The organism is Methylobacterium cerastii (assembly GCF_022179125.1).
GTDB classification, from domain to species: Bacteria; Pseudomonadota; Alphaproteobacteria; order Rhizobiales; family Beijerinckiaceae; genus Methylobacterium; species Methylobacterium cerastii.
Genome location: NZ_BPQG01000081.1, coordinates 19248 through 38475, shown reverse-complemented (window position 1 = coordinate 38475; position 19228 = coordinate 19248). Strand labels below are relative to the sequence as shown.

The 19228-nt window shown below is 68.6% G+C and carries 25 protein-coding genes; 11 read left to right on the top strand and 14 right to left on the bottom strand.

Annotated features, from left to right (window positions below; translation table 11 throughout):
- The first annotated feature begins 107 nt into the window (after positions 1-107).
- Positions 108-1844 carry a DEAD/DEAH box helicase gene (locus MFF13_RS22435; RefSeq protein ID WP_147763239.1) on the top strand — a complete coding sequence of 579 codons (1737 nt, stop codon included), beginning with the start codon at positions 108-110 and terminating at the stop codon, positions 1842-1844.
- Between the two features lie 56 nt (positions 1845-1900).
- Here the strand turns inward: MFF13_RS22435 and MFF13_RS22430 are convergent, their stop codons facing one another.
- On the bottom strand, positions 1901-2881 hold the full coding sequence (locus MFF13_RS22430; RefSeq protein WP_147829227.1) for a hypothetical protein: 981 nt from the start codon (positions 2879-2881) through the stop codon (positions 1901-1903).
- A 280-nt stretch (positions 2882-3161) separates the two neighbouring features.
- Positions 3162-4058: a DUF6925 family protein gene (locus tag MFF13_RS22425; RefSeq protein ID WP_238272973.1), complete on the bottom strand. Its 897-nt coding sequence runs from the start codon at positions 4056-4058 to the stop codon at positions 3162-3164.
- Between the two features lie 132 nt (positions 4059-4190).
- Here MFF13_RS22425 and MFF13_RS22420 point away from each other — a divergent pair, with 132 nt between their 5' ends.
- From MFF13_RS22420 to MFF13_RS22395, 7 genes are all read left to right on the top strand, one after another.
- Entirely contained in the window at positions 4191-5651 is a 1461-nt protein-coding gene (locus MFF13_RS22420; RefSeq protein ID WP_373322592.1) for an ATP-binding protein, read from the top strand.
- 64 nt (positions 5652-5715) lie between these two features.
- On the top strand, positions 5716-6390 hold the full coding sequence (locus tag MFF13_RS22415; protein WP_147752173.1) for a response regulator: 675 nt from the start codon (positions 5716-5718) through the stop codon (positions 6388-6390).
- A gap of 34 nt (positions 6391-6424) precedes the next feature.
- Positions 6425-7105: a TenA family protein gene (locus MFF13_RS22410; protein ID WP_147752174.1), complete on the top strand. Its 681-nt coding sequence runs from the start codon at positions 6425-6427 to the stop codon at positions 7103-7105.
- A 148-nt stretch (positions 7106-7253) separates the two neighbouring features.
- Positions 7254-7388: a hypothetical protein gene (locus MFF13_RS26450; RefSeq protein WP_281406040.1), complete on the top strand. Its 135-nt coding sequence runs from the start codon at positions 7254-7256 to the stop codon at positions 7386-7388.
- A gap of 395 nt (positions 7389-7783) precedes the next feature.
- Positions 7784-9265 carry an integrase arm-type DNA-binding domain-containing protein gene (locus MFF13_RS22405; RefSeq protein ID WP_238272972.1) on the top strand — a complete coding sequence of 494 codons (1482 nt, stop codon included), beginning with the start codon at positions 7784-7786 and terminating at the stop codon, positions 9263-9265.
- A gap of 340 nt (positions 9266-9605) precedes the next feature.
- On the top strand, positions 9606-10166 hold the full coding sequence (locus tag MFF13_RS22400; protein ID WP_238272971.1) for a metallophosphoesterase: 561 nt from the start codon (positions 9606-9608) through the stop codon (positions 10164-10166).
- Positions 10153-10434, top strand: a complete 282-nt coding sequence (locus MFF13_RS22395) for a hypothetical protein (protein ID WP_238272970.1) — start codon at positions 10153-10155, stop codon at positions 10432-10434. Before MFF13_RS22400 ends, MFF13_RS22395 begins: the two co-directional genes overlap by 14 nt.
- Positions 10435-10475: 41 nt before the next feature.
- Here MFF13_RS22395 and MFF13_RS22390 read toward each other — a convergent pair whose 3' ends face one another.
- The 8 genes from MFF13_RS22390 to MFF13_RS22355 form a co-directional block, all read right to left on the bottom strand.
- Positions 10476-11132: a hypothetical protein gene (locus MFF13_RS22390; protein WP_238272969.1), complete on the bottom strand. Its 657-nt coding sequence runs from the start codon at positions 11130-11132 to the stop codon at positions 10476-10478.
- Between the two features lie 166 nt (positions 11133-11298).
- Positions 11299-11523, bottom strand: coding sequence for a hypothetical protein (locus MFF13_RS22385; protein WP_238272968.1), 225 nt, complete (start codon positions 11521-11523; stop codon positions 11299-11301).
- A 13-nt stretch (positions 11524-11536) separates the two neighbouring features.
- Positions 11537-11860 carry a hypothetical protein gene (locus tag MFF13_RS22380; protein ID WP_238272967.1) on the bottom strand — a complete coding sequence of 108 codons (324 nt, stop codon included), beginning with the start codon at positions 11858-11860 and terminating at the stop codon, positions 11537-11539.
- 206 nt (positions 11861-12066) lie between these two features.
- Entirely contained in the window at positions 12067-12393 is a 327-nt protein-coding gene (locus MFF13_RS22375; protein ID WP_238272966.1) for a hypothetical protein, read from the bottom strand.
- Between the two features lie 208 nt (positions 12394-12601).
- Positions 12602-12877 carry a hypothetical protein gene (locus MFF13_RS22370; protein WP_238272965.1) on the bottom strand — a complete coding sequence of 92 codons (276 nt, stop codon included), beginning with the start codon at positions 12875-12877 and terminating at the stop codon, positions 12602-12604.
- Positions 12878-12946: 69 nt separating this feature from the next.
- Positions 12947-13123: a hypothetical protein gene (locus tag MFF13_RS22365; RefSeq protein ID WP_238272964.1), complete on the bottom strand. Its 177-nt coding sequence runs from the start codon at positions 13121-13123 to the stop codon at positions 12947-12949.
- Between the two features lie 39 nt (positions 13124-13162).
- Positions 13163-13456 (bottom strand): hypothetical protein, encoded by a 294-nt coding sequence (locus MFF13_RS22360; RefSeq protein WP_238272963.1) that lies wholly within the window; start codon positions 13454-13456, stop codon positions 13163-13165.
- 1 nt (position 13457) lies between these two features.
- Positions 13458-14051 carry a hypothetical protein gene (locus tag MFF13_RS22355; RefSeq protein ID WP_238272962.1) on the bottom strand — a complete coding sequence of 198 codons (594 nt, stop codon included), beginning with the start codon at positions 14049-14051 and terminating at the stop codon, positions 13458-13460.
- A gap of 274 nt (positions 14052-14325) precedes the next feature.
- On the opposite strand from MFF13_RS22355, the gene MFF13_RS22350 reads away from it, so the two are divergent.
- The gene (locus MFF13_RS22350) at positions 14326-15219 is read left to right on the top strand and encodes a hypothetical protein (protein WP_238272961.1); all 894 of its coding nucleotides are present in this window, start codon (positions 14326-14328) and stop codon (positions 15217-15219) included.
- A 389-nt stretch (positions 15220-15608) separates the two neighbouring features.
- A complete protein-coding gene (locus MFF13_RS22345) occupies positions 15609-16235 on the top strand; it encodes a hypothetical protein (protein WP_238272960.1) in 627 nt (208 codons plus the stop codon).
- Between the two features lie 158 nt (positions 16236-16393).
- Here MFF13_RS22345 and MFF13_RS22340 read toward each other — a convergent pair whose 3' ends face one another.
- Both MFF13_RS22340 and MFF13_RS22335 read right to left on the bottom strand, forming a co-directional pair.
- Positions 16394-16711, bottom strand: coding sequence for a response regulator receiver protein (locus tag MFF13_RS22340; RefSeq protein ID WP_238272959.1), 318 nt, complete (start codon positions 16709-16711; stop codon positions 16394-16396).
- A gap of 194 nt (positions 16712-16905) precedes the next feature.
- Entirely contained in the window at positions 16906-17265 is a 360-nt protein-coding gene (locus MFF13_RS22335; protein WP_238272958.1) for a hypothetical protein, read from the bottom strand.
- 139 nt (positions 17266-17404) lie between these two features.
- Between MFF13_RS22335 and MFF13_RS22330 the strand changes: the two genes are divergently transcribed.
- Positions 17405-18022 carry a hypothetical protein gene (locus tag MFF13_RS22330; protein WP_238272957.1) on the top strand — a complete coding sequence of 206 codons (618 nt, stop codon included), beginning with the start codon at positions 17405-17407 and terminating at the stop codon, positions 18020-18022.
- Positions 18023-18125: 103 nt separating this feature from the next.
- On the opposite strand, the gene MFF13_RS22325 is transcribed toward MFF13_RS22330, so the two are convergent.
- Both MFF13_RS22325 and MFF13_RS22320 read right to left on the bottom strand, forming a co-directional pair.
- The gene (locus MFF13_RS22325) at positions 18126-18296 is read right to left on the bottom strand and encodes a hypothetical protein (RefSeq protein WP_238272956.1); all 171 of its coding nucleotides are present in this window, start codon (positions 18294-18296) and stop codon (positions 18126-18128) included.
- Positions 18297-18392: 96 nt separating this feature from the next.
- A complete protein-coding gene (locus MFF13_RS22320) occupies positions 18393-18569 on the bottom strand; it encodes a hypothetical protein (protein WP_238272955.1) in 177 nt (58 codons plus the stop codon).
- Positions 18570-19228: the final 659 nt, after the last annotated feature.

Sequence of the window (19228 nt, the reverse complement as noted above, 5' to 3'; positions counted from 1 at the left end):
CGCTAGAGGGTATGGCTTCGCAACCCGAGTCGAGACCGGTGAGCCTGACAGAGAGCCGCGCCCAGCGTCGGTTCTGACGGGACGGACGGTCGTGAAAGCCCCGTACCGTGCCGTTTCCCACCCTTCCCGCCCCGTTCGCGCGGGCGCTCGCCGACCATGACTACGCCGAACCGACGCCGGTGCAGAGCGCCGTGCTCGAAGCGGCCGCCGACGGCCGCGACCTCCTCGTCTCCGCCCAGACCGGCTCCGGCAAGACCGTCGCCTACGGGCTGGCCATGGCCGGCCTGCTCCTCGACGGCGCGGAGACGCTGGCGCCCCCCGGCGCCCCGCTGGCGCTGGTGATCGCACCCACGCGCGAGCTCGCCCTGCAGGTCCAGCGCGAGCTGATGTGGCTCTACGGCCCCGCCGGCGGCCGCGTCACGGCCTGCGTCGGCGGCATGGACCCGCGCCGCGAGGCCCGCGCGCTGAACGAGGGCACGCACATCGTCGTCGGCACGCCCGGGCGTCTGCGCGACCACCTCGAACGCCGGACCCTCGTCACCGACCAGATGCGGGCGGTCGTCCTCGACGAGGCCGACGAGATGCTGGACCTCGGCTTCCGCGAGGACATCGAGTTCATCCTCTCGGCGACGCCGAACCAGCGCAGCACCTTCCTGTTCTCGGCGACTCTGCCGAAGGCGATCGACAGCCTCGCCGCCCGCTACCAGCGCGACGCGCTGCGGCTCGCGGTGAAGAGCGAGACCCGCGGGCACGCCGACATTGCCTACCGGGCGATCCGCGTCGTGCCGCGCGAGATCGAGCACGTGGTGCTCAACCTGCTCCGCGCGGCGGACGCGCCGACGGCGATCGTGTTCTGCAACACCCGCAACGCTGTGCGCCACCTCCAGGCGAGCCTGACCGAGCGCGGCTTCTCCACCGTGGCGCTGTCGGGCGAGCTCGGTCAGGGCGAGCGGAACGCCGCGCTCCAGGCGTTGCGCGACGGCCGTGCCAAGGTCTGCGTCGCCACCGACGTCGCCGCCCGCGGCATCGACCTGCCGGGCCTGTCGCTCGTCATCCATGCCGACCTGCCGCACGACGCCGAGGTGCTGCAGCACCGCAGCGGCCGCACGGGCCGCGCCGGCAAGAAGGGCACCAGCATCCTGCTGATCCCGAACGCCCGCCGCCGCCGGGCCGAGCAGATGTTCCAGCTCGCCAAGATCAGCCCCGAATGGGGCGGCCCGCCCTCGGCCGACGAGATCCGCCGCCTCGACGGCGAGCGCATGCTGGAAGACCCGCTCTTCACCGAGGCGCCCGGCGAGGAGGACCTCGCGCTCGCCGAGACCCTGGTCACCGGCCGTACGCCGCTCGAGCTCGCTGCCGCGCTGGCCCGGGTCTACCGCACCCGCCTGCCGGCGCCGGAGGAGGTGACCGACCCCGGCGAGCAGTCCGGCCGCGGCGCGTCGAGCCGTCCGCCCTACGACCCGATGGACCCCGAGCGCATCGCCGCGATGGGCCCGGCGGTGTGGTTCCGGCTCAATCTCGGCCGGCGCGACAACGCCGACCCGCGTCGCCTGCTGCCGATGCTGACGCGCCGCGGCGGCATCGACCGCCAGGAGATCGGCGCGATCCGCATCTTCGACCGGGAGACCAAGTTCGAAGTCCGCGGCAACGCCGCCTCGCGCTTCGCGCAGGCGTTCGCCCGCAACGGCTCACCGGAGATCCAGGTGGAAGCGCTGGAGGGCGATGCGCCCGCCGCCGAGCGCAAGGGGCCAGCCGGCTTCAAGAGCCCGCGCGCGGCCAAGCACGAGCGCCACGTCGGAAAGCCCGAAGGGGCCAAGACCTACGCCCGGAAGCCGCGGGCCTGAGCCGCGACCGGGCGCCGCCTTAAGGCGACGCCCGTCACCAACACGTCCGGGTCCGGTCAGAACCGGTCGGGAATGCCCTTCACGGCGTCGCCGAGGGCCTCGACGCTCTCGCGGATCTTGCGGCCGGCGGGTGCGAGCGACGGGACCTTGATCCCGAACACCTCTGTGTCCTCGTCCTGCGCCTGGGCGGGCGCCAGCTTGGTCTCCGCCGCCTTGGCCTCGACCGCCACCGGCTTCAGGGCTGCAGGCTTCCCCGCCACCGCCTTGCTCGCCGGCACCGAAGTGGGCTTGGCGTGCGCCTCGATCCGCGGCTTCGCCTTGACCGCTTCCGGCTTGCTGATCTCGAGCTTCGTGACCTCAGGCTTGGCGCCCTCCTGCCGGATCGCCTCGTCCTTCGTCGCCGCCGCCTTGGCAACGATCGCCTTCGGCGGTTCGGGCGGCAGGGCCGCGTAGGTGGTGGTTTCCGTCTTGGCCCGAACCGTCTCGGCCGCGAGCGGCGCAATTCCGGGGACAGCGCGGGCCGGCGCGACCAGCGTCGCCTGGCGGGCGGGGCCGATCACCGGCACCTCGACGATGGCCGGAAGCGGCTGTTGCGCCGGGACGTCGGGCTTGCCCGCGGGGGCGACGGGGTTCGGGGCGACGGGGAGCGCGACCGGCAGTGTGACGGTGTCCGCGGCCGTGTTTCCGGCGCGCAGAATCGGGTCGACCCGCGCCTCGACGACCGGCGCAGTCGCCGGCTCGGGCGGCAGGATCTCGCGGATCTTCGGGACCGCGGGACCGTTTCCGGCCAGCGCCGGCATGCCGTCCTTGAGGTCGGGCCAGTCGGCGGCCTTCTGGCTCATCGCGATCGGTTTCGCCCGCTGCGGGCCGGCAAGGCTCGAGAGGTACGTGCTGGCGACGCCGGCGAAGGCCCCGGTGGCGCCGAGGCCCAGCGCACCGAACAGGGCGATCCGCGCCCATGGACGGCGAACGCCTGAGCGCGGGGTCGCGGCGGCGGCGGATCGGGTCTCGGAAGGGTCGAGGGCGAGATCAATCATCGGGCGGGGTCGATCTTGGCACGAGGTTGCGTCGGAAAAGCGAGACGAATGCGACCGATCCCCCCATCACGGTCGCGCCCGCCCCCGAAGACCTTCCGAACGCGAGATTTGGCGTTCCAATGAGGACCGGCAATACGGCGCAACGATGTCGTAGCGCATTCGCCGCGCTGATCCGCGGCTTCAGCACCCGGCGTCTTCTGTGGAGAAGTCGTTCCGGCGACGAGGTCTTGCGTAGACGCAGGCTGCTTAAGAACTCGTATCGCCTGCTCTCCGGCACGCCTCAACGCGAGTGTGCCAAGTAGCCGGCCTGCGCGCCGGCCACCCGCTCGATCGCGCGGACCCACCGATCCGCTGCTTGGGCGGGGCGCGGCCCGCCGGACAGGATGGCGGCCTTGAGCGCGAAGCCGTCCCGGTCGCCCCAGCGCGCGAGCAGGGCCTGGAACGCGTCGTGCCGCGCACGCTCGAACGGCATCGCGCGGCCCGCCGCGTCGCGGCAGGGATGCGGTGGATAGAGGTGGCCCACCGGCACGAGGCCCACCGGGATCGGCGCCGTCGCCAGGTGCGTCAGCCTGCGCAGTAAGATCTTCGGCACGACGAACGCCCGCGGACCGGAGGCGTCGCCGGCCCCGCCCAGCATTTCGATGCGCCCGAGCGGACCCGCGACGACGAGGTCGGCACCGCCCGCCACCAGCTCGGGCCGGATGACGGCGTCGAAGTCGATCGACGCCGAGCCGCGATGCGCGCGCAGCCTGTCCAACGCCGCCGGCCGGTCGGTCCTGATGCGGACCGACGCTGGGCTCAGCCCGAGCCCGAGATCGAAGCTCACCGCTTCGCGCCGCGTCGGATCGAGGGCCTCGGCGTCGGGGCCGAAATCGGTGAACCCCATGCGGGCTGGCGGCACGAGACTTGTCGCCGGCAGGCAAAGGGCGACTGCATGGCTCCAGCCGTCGCCCACCGGCATTTCGTAGGCGACCGGTCGCAGTGTCTCGATAAGCGTCAACACGACGCCGCCGCGGGCGGTCCGCAGACCTACCCTGCCCGCTTCGAGCGTCGCGAACGGCTCATCCTGGCCCCGGCGAAATTCGGCTGCGGCCCCGAACGCGCCGAGGCTCCACGCGCTCGCGGGGTCGGCGAGCGCGTCCAGCAGGATCTCGCGATCGTTCGCATCGAGGGGCATGGCGGCGACGGCTACGCCGGTCGTCGCGGCGGCTCAAGCCGGGTCGGTCGCCGAGGGCCGGAATGTGGATGGCCCGTCGGGCACCGATCCGCGCCATGGACTTCGCCGCGCCGCGCCGCCACCCTGCGTCGCGTGAGTGCCCAGCCGATCCCCTTCGCGACGCAGCCGGACGACGTGCCCGCCAGCGAGCCGACGCCGCCCCAGACGGTTCCGGCCGTCAGGTTCTGGAGCGGCTGGTCGACGCGTGCACGGCTGATCGCGGTGGTCCTGGCCATCGACGTGATTGCCGCCCTGGTGTCCTGCGGCGTCATCGTCATCAACGCGCGCAACGCGGTGAAGGTCGAGACGCGGGCGTCCCTGTCCACGGTGGAATCGCTGGTCGCCGACACGATCCGCCTCCTCGAGGCGGCGCCGGCCGAGCGCCTGCTTCAGACCCTCGACCTGCGCTTCCAGGTGCTGCGCCACGTCCGCGTGACCGTCCGCGACGCCGAAGGCGCGACGGTGGGCGCGCCGATCGGTCAGCCGCGCCCGGAGCGGGCGGCGCCCGTTTGGTTCGCCGACCTGATCATGCCGAAGATCGAGCAGCACGAATTGCCGATCGTCACCGCCGGCCGCACGATCGGCACCGCGCGGATCACCACCCAACCGATGGACGAGATCGACGAGATCTGGGTTTACGCCCGTGCGCTGTCGCTCACGACGTTCTGCATCAACGCGGCGATGCTGGCCGCCCTGTACCTCGCGCTCGGGCGGGTGCTGGCGCCGCTCGCGCGCCTCGCCGACGGCCTGACCCAGCTCGAGCGGCACGACTACACGGCACGCCTTCCGAGCCCGTCGAGCCACGAGTTTGCGGTGATCGCGACCCGGTTCAACCAGGTGGCGGAAGCCTTGAGCGCGGTCCGCGCCGCCAACGGGCGGCTGAAGCGGCAACTGCTGACCGCGCAGGACGACGAGCGCCGCAGCACCGCCCTGGAACTCCACGACGAGTTCGGCCCGTGCCTGTTCGCGCTGGAAGCCAACGCCGCCTCGATCGGGCGGTTGGCCACCGGAGCCGCCGAACCCGACCGCAACAAGCTCTCGGCGCGAGCGTCAGAAATCGCCGGGATCGTGTCGCAGGTGCAGAGCCGCAACCGCGACCTGCTCAATCGGCTGCGCCCGCACGCCCTCGGGCAGGTGCCGCTCGCCGATTGCCTGGACTTGCTGCTGCGCGACTTCGCCCGCCGCCATCCCGAGACGCGCTTCTCCGGGCACTTCGCCGGTCTCGCCCGCGGCTATGGCGACCTCGCCGACCTGACGGTGTTCCGCTGCATCCAAGAGAGCACGACCAACGCCGTGCGGCACGGCCGCGCCGCGTCGGTCACCGCCAAGGCGCGCGAGGCGGACGGCGCGCTGATGGTGTCGATCGCCAACGACGGCGCCGGGTTCGATCCCGACCACGGCACCGGGCTCGGGCTCTCGGGGATGCGCGAGCGCGTCGAGGCCCTCGACGGCACGTTTGTTCTTGACAAGCACCCGCCCGGCGCCGTTGTCCGCATTATCATTCCCGTGGATTCGCACCGGGGCGACGATCCCGGGTCGGAGCGATCCGCGTGAGCGGCCCTCCCATCCCGTGTCGTCTTCGCACCCCGAGTGGCCTCACCATGAAGTCCGTGGCTCGATGAACGCCTTTGCCATGAAGCCCGTCGCCGTCGAGACCCGGATGCCGGTGCTCGTGATCGACGACCACCCGATCGTGCTGCAGGGCTGCCGCCGGGTGCTGGAGGATGCCGGCATCGAGACGGTGGCGGAGGCGACGACGGTGGTCGACGGCTACCGCGCGTTCCACCGCCTGCGCCCGCCGATCGTGATCTGCGACCTGACCTTTCAGGGCAGCGGCCTGGCCGGCCTAGGCTTGATCCGCCGCATGTGCGCCGTCGAGCCCAAGACCCGCATCCTGGTCTTCAGCATGCACAACGATCCGGTGATCGTGGCGCGCGCGCTCGAGGCGGGGGCGCTCGGCTACGTCCTCAAGGACCATGCCTCTGCCGAGCTGTTCGAGGCCTTCGAGAAGGTCCGCGCGGGCCAAGTCTACCTCGACCGACGGCTGGCCACCGAGGTCGCGATGCTGCGGACCGACGCCCGCCGCACCCCGGAATCCCAGCTGACGCCGCGGGAGCAGCAGATTCTCGCACGTCTCGCCCAGGGCAAGTCCTACGGCGTGATCGCGACCGACCTGTCGGTGAGCTACAAGACCGTCACCAACGCCTGCTCGCAGATGCGCCAGAAGCTCGGCGTGCGCACGCTGGCCGAGCTGATCCACGTCGCCGTCACAGAGGCCCAGCGCCAGGGCTGACCGGCACAGGCGCGACACGACGGAGGAGCGAACCATGGGCGCGACCGAGACAGGCCCCTTTTCGCAGGCGGCGTGGGCGCGCAACGCCGCGCTCTACGAGACCATCCGCACGATGCCGTTCAACGCCGAGCTCGCCGCCGGCACGCTCGGGCAGTCGCGCTTCCGGCACTACATCGTGCAGGATGCGCACTACCTGATCGGCTTCGGACGTGCCTTGAGCCTCGCCGCCGCCAAGGCGCCCGAGCCTGACGGCATAGTCTTGTTCGCGAAGGCCGCCGAGGAGGCGATCGTGGTCGAGCGCGCGTTGCACGGCGGCTTCTTCCGCGACTTCGGCATCGGTCCGGACGCCTTCGCCGCGACGCCGCTGACGCCGGCCTGCGACCACTACGTCGCCTACCTGCTCTCGACCGCCTATGCCGAACCGTTCGAGGTGCTCCTCGGGGCGCTGCTGCCGTGCTTCTGGATCTACGCCGAGGTCGGCCGAGACATCCTGGCGCGCGAGAGCGCCGGCAACCCCTACCACGCCTGGATCGACACCTATTCCGGGACGGACTTCCAGGAGGCCGTCGCCCGGATGATCGCGGCGACCAATGCCGCCGCGATCCACGCGTCGCCCACGTTGCGCGAACGAATGCACCGGGCCTTCACGCACGCCACCCGGCTCGAATGGATGTTCTGGGACAGCGCCTACCGCGACGCCGCCTGGCCGGTCTGACGCGCATTTTCGCGATGGCCGCCAACTGCCACCGTGCTTCGTCCGTTTCAGCAAAGCGTCGGAGGCCGCGCCGGAAACGGTTTTCCGCCGAGAACGCGGGCAACGCTTCGGAATGCGCCGCGTTGTCGCGTTAACCAAGGAGGCTAACGTGCAACAGAGCTGGATGACCCTTCCCGAGATCGCGCTGCACCATCACATCTCCATCGCGGATGCACAGGCGCTCGTCGACGCCGCGAACTGCCCGAAGGTGTTCAAGACGGACGCGACCTTCTACCTGATTTAACGAACTGTCCGTCGCCGATCGAGGCCAACGATCGGCGAAACTGCTTCGGGCTCCCCGGTCTCTTGCATGAGCTGGCCGGACGAGCCTTACGCGGACATTCAAATGAGTTTGGATTTGATCCGATCAAGCGCGAAAATGCGCCTGTAGGAGTCCGCTTACCTTGGAACTCATGCTCGTTCGGTAAGCGCCGATTGGAGCGGGCGACGGGAATCGAACCCGTATATTCAGCTTGGGAAGCCGGACACCTACCTTTCGCACCCAAGTATCGAGCCCGAATTCTTAACCCTGCGCCAATGATTTCCGTGACTTAACCGCCGCTTGCGCACTCCGACTCCTTGCCATCCCTCTCGGGGGCTGGCTGGTATCAGGCTGGTATCAGCCCTCGGAGAGCTACCTTGGCGACCCAGAACACGTGGACCCGCGAACGCGTCAACCTGACCGCGGACCACCTGAAGAGGGCCCGCCGGCTCATCGCGACGAGTAAGGTCCCGGGCCGCGGGATCGAGTGGGCGGACACCGCGACCACCGGCCTCCTGCTCCGCGTCGGCCCCCTCGGCGGGGCATGGCTCCTCAAGACGGAGGCGAGGACCGTGCGCCTCGGCGACATGGATGCGCTGCCGGTCCCCGCCGCCCGCGCAGCCGCCCAGCAGGCCCGCCTCGATCTCAGGGCAGGCCGGAATCCCCGGGCGAGCCTGGAGATCTACGCCGAGGCCATCGCCCAGACGGATGACGTCGGGCTGTCCGTCGAGGTCGCCTTCCCGGAAGAGGTCGTGGAGCAGTCCGACGAGGACCGGCGCCGGGACGGCCCATGGCAATGGCGCGACCTGGTGGATGCGTACCTCGCCACCCGCCTGCCCAAGCTGAAGCCGGGATGGGCCGAGCAGTACGAGGGATACCTGCGCCACCCGGCGTTCGAGCGGATCTCGACATGGGAGCTCGCCCGACTCGACATCGATGTGCTGGAGGAGATCCGCGACAGGATCGCCAAGGCCAACTCGGTCTCCACCGCCGCCCGGGCCGTGAACCAGGGAAAGGCGATGCTGACTTGGGCCTGGAAGTACCACCGGCGCCTCAGCCGCCTCGGCAAGACGCCGTGGTGGCAGGGCTGGTCCATCGAGTATGCCGCCAGCACGCGCGACCACGAGCCGACCCTGTCCGAGCTTGGGCGAACCCTCGCCCTGGCCGAGCGCCACCGCGTCCTCGGCACGACCGACCAGGAGACGTCGGCCGGAATGCTCAAGGCATTGTGGTCCGTGGTGTTGACCGCGCAGCGGACCGGCGCCCTGGCGGCCACACGAAGGGACCGGGTCATCCCGATGCCGGGGCGCCCCGGGTGGGAAGTGTGGACGTGGTCGTCCGGCGACATGAAGGGCGGCAAGAGCCCGCGCCCGCACGCCCTGCCGATTCCACCGGCGGCGCTTGAGGCGCTGAGCCGTTTCGACGAGGGCGAGGACAGCGAGTGGGCGTTTCCGTCCCGAGCCTTGGGCAAGCACGTGACGTCCGACGGCCTCAACCAAATGCTTTACCGCCTGCAGGGCAAGGCGAAGGCGGGAAAGAAGGATGCTGTCACGTTGCGGGAGGTGGACCTGTTCAAGGCCCACCGCATCCGCATCTGGACGCCCCACGACGTCCGGCGCACCCTCGGATCGTTCCTGGCCGAGGAGGAGCTCGGCGGCGCGGCGAGCGCAATCCTGGCGCACAAGACGGGCAAGAGGGACGACGAGGACGCGCGGTTGGAGGACATCACCCGCAAAGTCTACGCGAAGGCGCAGAGGCTCGACTTGAAGGCCCGTGGGATGGAGGCCTGGGTCGCCGCGGTAATTGATGCCTACAATCGGGAGGCCGCCTTGCTCGACCGTTCCGCCGCTCGTCGTTAAGAAGCGAGCGATCGATGTCCATGACTACGTTAGGACGAAATCGGGCGTCTTATGCGCACGATAGATACAAATTCGATAAATCGGCCGTCCTTATGTTCAATGACGACAATTTTATACATTAGTAGTCTGTTAATACATGCACAAGCGACTTGGCATAGTCTGTGGATTGCATAACAATCTGATCGGGTATCCCTTGCGCGGCGGCATGAGAGCTGCGATCTTCGGGATTCAGCCAGCCCACGAGGCCATCGTGAAACGAATACGCACCCCCCGCTTACCGACGAGACCCATCCCCGGGGCGTGACGCAGTGCGCGCAGCCCCATCATGGAGGCTGCCCCGATGAAGACCTTTTTCACCGCCGACACCCACTTCGGCCACAAGGGGGTCCTGTCGATGGCCGGGCGCCCGTTCGCCTCCATCGAGGAACACGACGAGGCGCTGATCGCGGCATGGAACGCGGTCGTCGGCCCCCGCGACGAGGTCTACCACCTCGGCGATTTCGCGATGGGCGCCACCCCGGAGCGATGCCAGATGATCTTTCGGCGCCTGCGCGGTCGCAAGCACCTCATCCGGGGCAACCACGACAAGAAGCGGGTCCTCGACCTGCCATGGTACTCCCGGCAGGACCTCGCGACACCCAAGGTCGAGGGGACCCGGGTTGTGCTTTTTCACTACCCGATGCGCGCCTGGGCCGGTGCGTTCCGCGGGAGCCTTCAGCTATTCGGGCATACTCACGGACGCCTCCCGGACACCTCCCAGTCCTGCGACGTCGGTGTCGACCGCTGGTCGTACGCGCCGATCAGCCTGGGGCAGATCATGGAGCGCCTCGCAGCCACGCCCACGATTCCCGAAGAGCGCCTGCTGGGCGAGCCGCAGGAGGATGAGGATGGCGAGGCGTGAGCGGGAGATCGGCGACGGCGAGGTGACCTGCCTCTCGTGTGGCTGGGTGTCCTACGCGGTCACGCGGGCCGAGGCCGAATCTGAGGTCGTCCGCATGCGGGCGTACCTCGCGACCCTGTCGGCCGAGGATCGCCGGGGCTGGTCGGCGGAGGGCCCGAGCGTTTCGAAGTACGTCTGCCAGAACTGCGCGGGGTCGACCTTCCGGCCGGCGCGGGCGGAGGACTGCCCCGACGGCGCGACGGTCAACGCGGTCATCTGGGAGGGCTGAAACCAGGAAGGCCCCGGATCTGTCCGGGGCCTTTCAACATGCTAGGCCCAGTAGCGGTCCATCGGGTCCTGGGCGAAGATCTCGTGATCGCGCTTGGTCGCGATCCCAAGCTTCAGCCTCGCCTCGGCGCGCTCCTGCTGGCCACCCAGTTCGTACTCGGGGTCACCCTGCCCCTCGTAGCAGTGCTGCGTCATCAGCAGGATCAGGTTGCCGGGGTCCGGGCCGAAGATCTGCTCGATGATCTCCTGCCCGATTGCCATCTGGAGCTCGAACCGACGCTCGTACCCTTCATGCGACATGTCCTCGTCGTCGGGGTCGTCGAACGCATCGTTGTGGATGGCGTCGGAGATGTCGAAAAGGACATTCTCCGGGTGCATGAGGAAATCGCGCTTGCCGGGGGGCCTCCTGCACAGGACGGAGATCGACCGCCACGCCGCCAGCGCCACGGCTTTCGCCTCACCAGCCTCGACCCGCATGGCCCAGTCCCGGAACCGGTCGTAGGCCGCATCGGGAAGCTCCCACTGGAACTCGTGACGGTCGATCTCCCACTCGCGCTCCGCGGCTGTGGGCCAGGGCTTGACCCTGTGCTTCCCGGGGGAGCGGGGCTTGCTCGCCGTCCTGTCCTCGTCGACGAAGCCCTCCGGCGGAACCGGAGGGAGCGGGATCTGGAGGAGGTCGCGGTACTTGATGTCGGACATGGCATCCTCTCTGCCGTGAAGCCCCGTGGGGCATAGGCAGGAGGTAGCCAAAGATGCTATCAATGATAAAGCGACAATTGTCGCTTAGGTTAATAGCGCTCGAAGGTTAATTTAAGTCGCAACGCAGTCCGACGCAAGCCAAAACAAGAGCAGACCCGATTTGTGGTTAACGGGATATTGCTTTGATCGGCTCACGGACGGCATGCATCAGCCCCGGCGCGGCCTCCTCCACCGACGCGGCCAGCATTCGCGCGTGCCCGGCCAGGACCTCCGCCAGGGAGAGATCGCCGTCCGGAGCCGGGCCGGCCTCGGGCAGCGTCAGGACGCCATCGAGGGCGCGGCATGCTCCGACGACGGCAGGCGAAAGGCGACGCGGGTGAAACGGGTGCATGGGATCTCGGTGATCAGGCGGACGGCCTTGGCGATGGGGCAACGCCGGCATGCGTCAGCGGGTGCCAGTCCAAGAAGAAGCCAGCGAGGAGATCCGCAGCGGCCCGACGTCCGTCATCGCGACCGATCAGGGCCCGGACGGCGCTCGGCGATCCGAGGCAGAGCGTCTCGAATCCGGCCTCGTCGAGCTCGCCGAGGGCGACCTCGGCCTGCCCGAGGCGGTGCTCGAACGTGCGGGGCACGAGGTACTCGAAACGCGGGGATTCCCCTGCGTCCTCGGCCACGATCCCGAAGGCCCTGTGCACGTGGGGGTGCGACGAGGCGGTGACACGCTGCACGGGCGAGCTCCGGAGCCGGGCCAAGGCGGCGTTGGCGACACTGAGGGGCACGACCATGTGCCGGGCCGCCCACGGCGTTAGGCTGATGCGGCCGCCCTGCAGGACGGTCGCATGCCGTCGCCAGGCCTTCCGCGCCAGGGCAAGCGACCCGTGCCGGGTGACGATCAACGACGTCCCCCGGTCGACGATGCAGTGCGAGCTCGGCATCAGGCGGCGGCCGCCGGCGCAGGTTTCGTCAGGACCTGCAGCAGCGTGTCGACGGCCTCTCGCCCGAGCGTCGCCGCCGCGAGGTTGAGGAGCCGACTCGCCTCGATGGCGTCCCGCACCGCGAGGGCCAGCGGATCGACCGCATGGTCCCGTCCGGAGACGTCGCGGAGGTATCGGTCAGGGTCCGTCTCGATCCGGCGCCCCAGATCGGCACCGCCGGCCGAGACGGCTTCCTGGGTGAGATCGACCGCATCGACGAACCGTCGGATCGCGTCCTCGCCGGCGGGCGTCAGGGGAAACACGTTGCCCATGACGGTCTTCGGCAAGATCTCGAATCCGGCTCCTTCGAGAGCCCGGACTAGGTTGTGTCCAGCGCTGGGACGGGGGCCCGCCTGAGCCTTGCCGCGCTCGTAGGCCACCCAAAGGGCTTCGTCGATGATATCTCGGTCCTTGCGCCGCATGGGACGCTCCTCTTCTTGTTGGGGATGCTTGAGCAGGTGGAGCGCCCCTGTCGCCGGGCGCACGACGGAGGTGTTAGGCGGCGCGGTTCGCCGGGATGGGCAGGTCGGCGGAGCGCAGGCCGTCGAGGAACAGGCGAGCAGATTCGACACCGGACAGGTCGAACGTCTCATCGAGTTCGATGAGGACCTGCATCGCCCCGGCCTGACTGGCAGGCACAACGACGAGGCCGATCTTCTCCAGGCGCTCCATGATGCGCTGGGCGACTTCGGTGGCCGGGCGCTTGCCCGAGGCGGCGACCTCACCGGCGATGTGGGACAGCGCCTGCTCGGTTATCGTTTTCGTGCTCATGACGACCTCGATGTTGGGGGAACTTGATCGGGAGGAGCGCCCCTGCCGCCGGGCGCGTCGGCGAGGTGCTCAGGGCTTGCCGAGGGCGGCCTTGACCAGGCGCATGCCGGCTTCGACGGCGGCCGCGCCTTCGGCCTTGAGGACGATCATCTGGAATCGGCCGTCGTCCTGATCGGCATCGATGGCCACCATCCTCAGCCGGGATGGGGCGACCGGCTTCACGGCCTTGGTGATCCGCTTGGTCATGGCTGTCTCCGGAATGGATGAGGGGCTCGCCTTGAGAGTTCAGCAGCCCGGCGGGGGCTCGTCGTCGCGAAAGGCGCTCGCGAGGATCTCGGTGGTCGTGACCGCTTGGTACGTAGCCTCGGCCTCCGGGGCGGCGGCGCGCTCGGCCTGGACGATGGCGAGATCGAGATGCCGGACTGCCCATCGCGCGGTGCGAAGAAGCTCGGCCTCGACGCGCCGGACGGCGTCCCCATCCGTCCCGGCGCGGGCCACGGCCATCGCGTCGGCGAGCCGGCGACGTGTCTGGGCGGCGTCGAGGCGGTAGAGCCCGTCGACGAATGAGAGGGAGGCCATCTCAGTCCTCCCGATGCTGCGCGACGACTTCGTCCTTGAGGTCCGAGGTTGCCCTGAGAACCTCGACGACGGCGGCTTCCAAGGGATCGCGCCAGGGCAAGAAGCCCGGGCCTTCGACCTCGTCGCCGGATGATAGGTCCGGGACGATCCAGTCGACCCGGACCTGATCGAGCGCGATGATCTCGAACTGGGCGGCCACCATCCGCGGCGGGTCGCCGGCATCCCGATACGCCGGGGTCACGTTGTATGTGACCTGCACGCTCCCGGTCAGAAGTCGGTCGCCGACCATGAGGTCGTAGAACTTGTATTCCGTCTTGCACTGGCGAGAGGGATCGTGGAGAGCGCCGCTCATCAGGATGGCCCAGGCCGTCGCGAGCGTCACGCCATCCTCGTCGTGGATGGCAATCTCCAGCGGCTCACGCAGCACGTACGTCAGCTCGGCACGCTGCAAATTGAGGCTGCGCAGCACCGAATCCCCAGGCGTCTTGCGATAGTTGATGACGTCATTGAGGTAACCGAAGCTTATCCCGTTGCGGGCAGCCCAGACCTTCTGGCCTCCGACTGCCTTGCAGGCTGCCCGTAGCCTATCGATCACGTCGCTCCTCTTGAGTACGGTCTTTGGTGCAGTAATCGTGGATGGCCTTTGTCGATTCTTTTCAAAAAGGTAGCGCCAATCCGCGTATCCGCAAGGATTTAAATTTATTCGAATGTCGTAGTATCTCGGTAAGTGCACCAGATTAAGTGATACCAGAAATACACCACTTATTCCTGATTGTCTCGGCCTGCGCTTTGTTCTCCGAGTGCCATTTCAATACGCATGGCAGGGTGCTTGAATACGTCAGTTGACGTATCGAAGGAGCGCATCGCCCATGTTCACCCTCATCATCCTCGCACTCGGGATGGCGGCCATCGCGGCCTCCTTCCTCTCCACCAGCACCAGCCCCATCACCGTCGAGCAGGCCCTGCCCGCCGGCGTCCTCGCACTCTCCTGGCGCTGTGTCGGCGAGATCCGCACGCGCAATGGCCTGCGCACCCTCTGGACCGGCGAGGGAGAGACCGCTGCATTCGCCAGGGCCTACTCGGCCGACCGGGATGGAATGCGCGGCGCAGGCTTCTCCTGGGACAACCACACACCCGTGTGCTGGGAGGCCGTACCGGCGCCCGAGGATGCGGACGTACTGGCTGCCGTCGCCGCCGCCGAATCCGCGGCCGACGCCATCGAGGCCGGAAAGGCGGCCGCGCGCATCGCGGCGGTCCAGCAGGCCGACCGCGATTGGCTGGCACATAGAGCCGAGAGGGAGCGGGCCATCGCCCGCCTGAAGGCATGCCTCGACGGGCAGCCGTGGGCGTGGACAAAGAGGAAGCAGGAGTGGGCGGTCAGCCTTCTTAAGGATCGCCCGTCGGAGCGGGACGCCCGGCTGGCCGGCGAGCTCGTGGACGAAGTCGAGTTCATGATCGCCGAGGTGATCAAGCGGCTTGGGGCGGTTCGGATCGAGGAGTGGTGGGATCGCGCCGGTGACGAGGGCGTCCGGGCCGCCGTCCTGCAGGCCTGCCGTCTCCTGTCTGGCCTGGACGAGGACCGCGCCGCCATCCGGAACAACGTCGGTTGGAGTGCCGCCCACAGCCACACCGGCCACGTCGTCGCCAGCCTGCACGCGCTCGACCAGACCCAGGCCTCCCATGCCCTCCGCGCGGTGTGGGCGCACCGGCGGCAGATCGGCGCCGAGTTGCGGGCGGCGATCTTCGGCTCGGCCGGGGTCTGAGATGCAGCTCGCTTTCGCCCTTCATCCGGACGCGGTCACGCACGAGCAGGACCTCATCGTCCACGCCTACGTCGCCGACATCCTCCCGAAGAACGTCCCGACTTACGTCCGCCGGGTCGACGCCTTCACCGTGATCCGCGGCGGATTCGTCGCCCGGGTCGAGGTTCCGGACGGCGGCCTGTTGGACGTCACCATCCATGGGCCCCTCGGGGCCGGGGCTTACTCATGGCGGATGCCGGATGGGGGGGGACCCGATCTCGTGGTGCAACCGCAAGCGCCGCTGGGTCCGCGTCCCCGACAAGTGGAAGGCCGACGACGGCTAGACCTGGTCGTTTTCGTCCCCGTCCCGAAAATCGAATCCCACCCCGAGAGCAGGATCACCCACCCTCATGCGCAACGTTTTTCGCCTCTTCGCCCTCGCCATGGCCATGATGGCCGCCGTCACCGTCAAAGCCGTCTGGGAGGGGGGCCGCTGGGTGCTCCGCTCCGTACGGGACAGCCTCCGCCCGCCGGTCGGCGCCAACGCCGGTCTGGAGGACGCCTTCGACGGCATCGCTGCCAAGGCCGAATCCGCCACCGCCGCCGTCTCGGTGGTCGCGGCCGAACCCGGCGCCGCCGCGAAGGCGATGCTGGCGCCGATTCCCCTCGATCCGATCCTGGCCCGCGGCTGCATCGCCGAGCGGTTCGCCCACGACATGCTGACCATCGATCAGGAGCCCACCACCGAGGGCTTGGACGAGGCCGCGTCCGCCTGGCTGAACAGCCTAAACGCGTCCGAGCTTCTCAAGCTGGACCAGCACGGCGCCCACCGCATCGGCAGCCACATGGCCGGCCTCCGCCTGATCGACGGCCTACCCCTGACGCCGACGCTGACCGAGTACCGGTCCGCCCTTTGCGCTGCTGCCCAAGTCACTCCGGAGCAGCGGGCCAACGTCCGGGAGCACGAGGAAACCCTGAGGAGGGTCATCGACGAACTCCTTGAGGAAGACCCGATGCGGTACGCCCCCGCGATGTGAGCCTCCCCGCTCAGAAAAAGGCCCGCCCGAGATGATCGGAGCGGGCCTTTTTCATGTCTGGATGCCGAGGTGCGGCACGGGCGCACACCCCGAGGAAAAGTGTTGTGCTACCCCCTGTGCACACACGGTGTGCTGACGTGCGCACACCGTGTGCCGCGTTAGGCGGCCCGCATGTGGCGGACCAACAGGCCCTTGGCGCGCAGGGTTTCCGCTCTGGCGACCGCGAGCGCGCGCTTCAGTTCGGCGTTTTCCTGGTCCAGGGCGGCATTCTCCGCCTGCGTCGCGAAGAGCACGCCACGCAGGGCTTCGACGGCCCGGGCAGCGCGGGTGGCGGCGGTCAGGTTCCGGTTTGCCTGCACGGCGTCGGCGTGGGCCTGAGCGGCGAGGCGGTCCTGGCGAGCCCGGTGAAGGACGCCAGCCAGACCGAGGCCCGCTGCGTCGAAGGGGGCGGCGATGTTGTAGGCGGAGATCGACATCAGCGGGGCTCCTTGGGCTCGGGCGTTGAGGAGACGATCTCAGCTCGCGGACTCGTCGTCGAGGGGGAGTCAACACCTGTCCCTGGCCCGGATGCAGGAACGGGTGGATACCTATGAGGGTTGTTAGCGTCCCGTTACTTCTTGGGTTTGAATCGAAAGATCAGCAGGACGCCGACCGGCTGTAACGGTTGGCATCAGACGAGCTTGAGGCGCTGCGAGAGCACCTTGCTGGCCGTCTTTTTATCTACGTGGCGACCCAGCGTGAGGGTGGCCATGGCCTCCTGCATGAGTGCCTCAAGCGGAAGCCGGAACTTCCGCAGATCGCCTCCATTCGCCTGGATGCGCACGGCAGCATTGCCCTTCTTCAGAACGGTCGCGAGGGCCGATGCGATGGCGTTGTCCACCAGGCGGGGGTCCGGCAGGCCCTCGGCCTTGCGGGCGGCGCGCTCGATCCGCTTGCGCTCGGCCTCACCGCGACGCCCGGCGGCCGCCTGTGCGGATGTACTCTCGATGGGGTCCGGGACCGGCGTGCCGGGCTCGGGAAACGTCGTCATAAGCTGTTGCATGGCGGCCTCCGGGGGGGATGAGGGATTCTCCCCCTCGGGGCCGAAATCGGCAAATCCGGACGGTGTCCGGGCCGACACCGTCCGGAGCGGGGTTGTCCGTTGCGGACGCCGTCCGCAGGCTCAAGGCATGCTGAAGATCGCCCTGGAAATCGACGTCGCCGGGTTCGAACGCCAGGTCGACGACCACATGGCGAAGGCGTTCGCGCCGGCGGTTGTGGAGGCCCTGAATCGGGCCGGCGAGGCCGGGGCGGACGCCGTCCGGCAGGGGATGATGACCAGCTTCGACCGCCCGACGCAGTTCACGCTGGAGGGGGTCGGCGTGATGAAGGCCTCGATCCGGACGGGCGGCGGCGACCCGTCCGTGCTGATCTATCTGAAGGACCGGACGGCGTCCTACCTCTACCTGCAGGTCTTCGGAGGCACCCGGCACGCCGGCGACCCGTTCACGACGAAGCGGGGGCCCATCGTCCCCGGTCCGAAGGCGCCCCGGGACAACTTCGGGAATCTGCCGCGGGGCTACACCGCGAAGGCCATGCAGGAGCCCGACGTCTCGTGGGTGACGCTCAAGCCCGGCGAGCCCCCGGCCCTCGTCCGCAAGCGCCCCGGGCAGCCGCTGGAGGTCCTCGCCCTGATCGTGAACGAGGTGTCGTTCCAGCCCCAGACGCTCGACTTCGACGGCCTGGCGACCGGGGGCGCCCTCGACGCCTTCGGGCCCACGTTCGAGCAGGCCTTCGACATCACGTGATGAATAGCGGCCGGCACGAGGCGAGCTCGGCGTTATGGGGGTCGTGAGGCGGCCGCAGGATGGTCGGCTTCTTCGATCCCCGGGCTCCCCAGGTGTCGATCGACTACCAAGTCTGCCCGTAGTCGAAACTGGCGTACGTCACGGCGTAATCGTTGGCCCGGTACCCGAGGGCGTCCAACTGGGGCAGGTGCACGAAGCTGAAATTGCTCGCCGTGCCGTTCGAGTTCTGGTTCCGACTCCCGGTACGGACCATGGCGCCCGTGAAGTCGTACATGCGGATCTCGGTGCCTGTGACCTGGCAGACGATGTAGCGGGACGTCACTAGGAGGGGCAGGTCACCGGTCGTGACGAAGTTGTCGTTGGGCAGGGTCTACCGGCCGGTCGACTTCTTGATGAACTCGTAGCTCGGGGTGCCGTCGGCGTTCACGTACTGCAGGTAGTCGTCCGCTGAGCGGTCGTTGTCGATCCGACGGGTGACGACGAAGGTGATGCCCTTGGCCTTGGACACGGTCATGATGCCGATCAGCGTCGACCCATAATACCGCATCTGGTGACGGGTGTCCTTTTAAGACCAGCACGTCGACCTGACGCAGTTTGCTCACGATCTCCTCGGGCTTGGGTCTTTGCGCCATAGGTTCCGTCCTCTGTCGGCTCAAAAGCCATACTTCAGGGCGGACCACTACCAAGGGGGCCGATCAATATTGGGCCGCAAGGGTTTCAGGACCGAATGCCCCATGGATGTCCGAGCAGGGCGAAAAGGAGGGGTGCCGCATGAGGGCACGTCAACGACGCGACGGCGGCGCAAGGGGGGCGGAAACCCGGTGGTCCAGCTCCGATCATCGAAGCCTCGTCCCTGCTGCCCCGGTCCGACACGAGCCGCGGGACAAGCGTGGCTCGGGCAGCAAGCGCTCTTGCGACCTTCGTTCGAACTCGCCGTCCCGGAACGGCTTCAGCATGATGGCCTTGACCCCGTCCGCGCTGGCCTGGGCCATTGCGGCGGTGCCGGCGAAGCCGGTAACGAATAGCACGGCCATCCCCGGCTACCGCTTAAGGATGTCGATGTAGGCCTCGGCCCCGTTCATGCTCGGCATGGCGAAGTTCAACACGACTAGGTTAACGCACGGATTAGCCTCCAGCGTTGCCGAGGGTCGTCTCGACGCCGAACTTGTCGCCCGGGGTAAGCCCCGAAACCGCTGTCATCTTGGA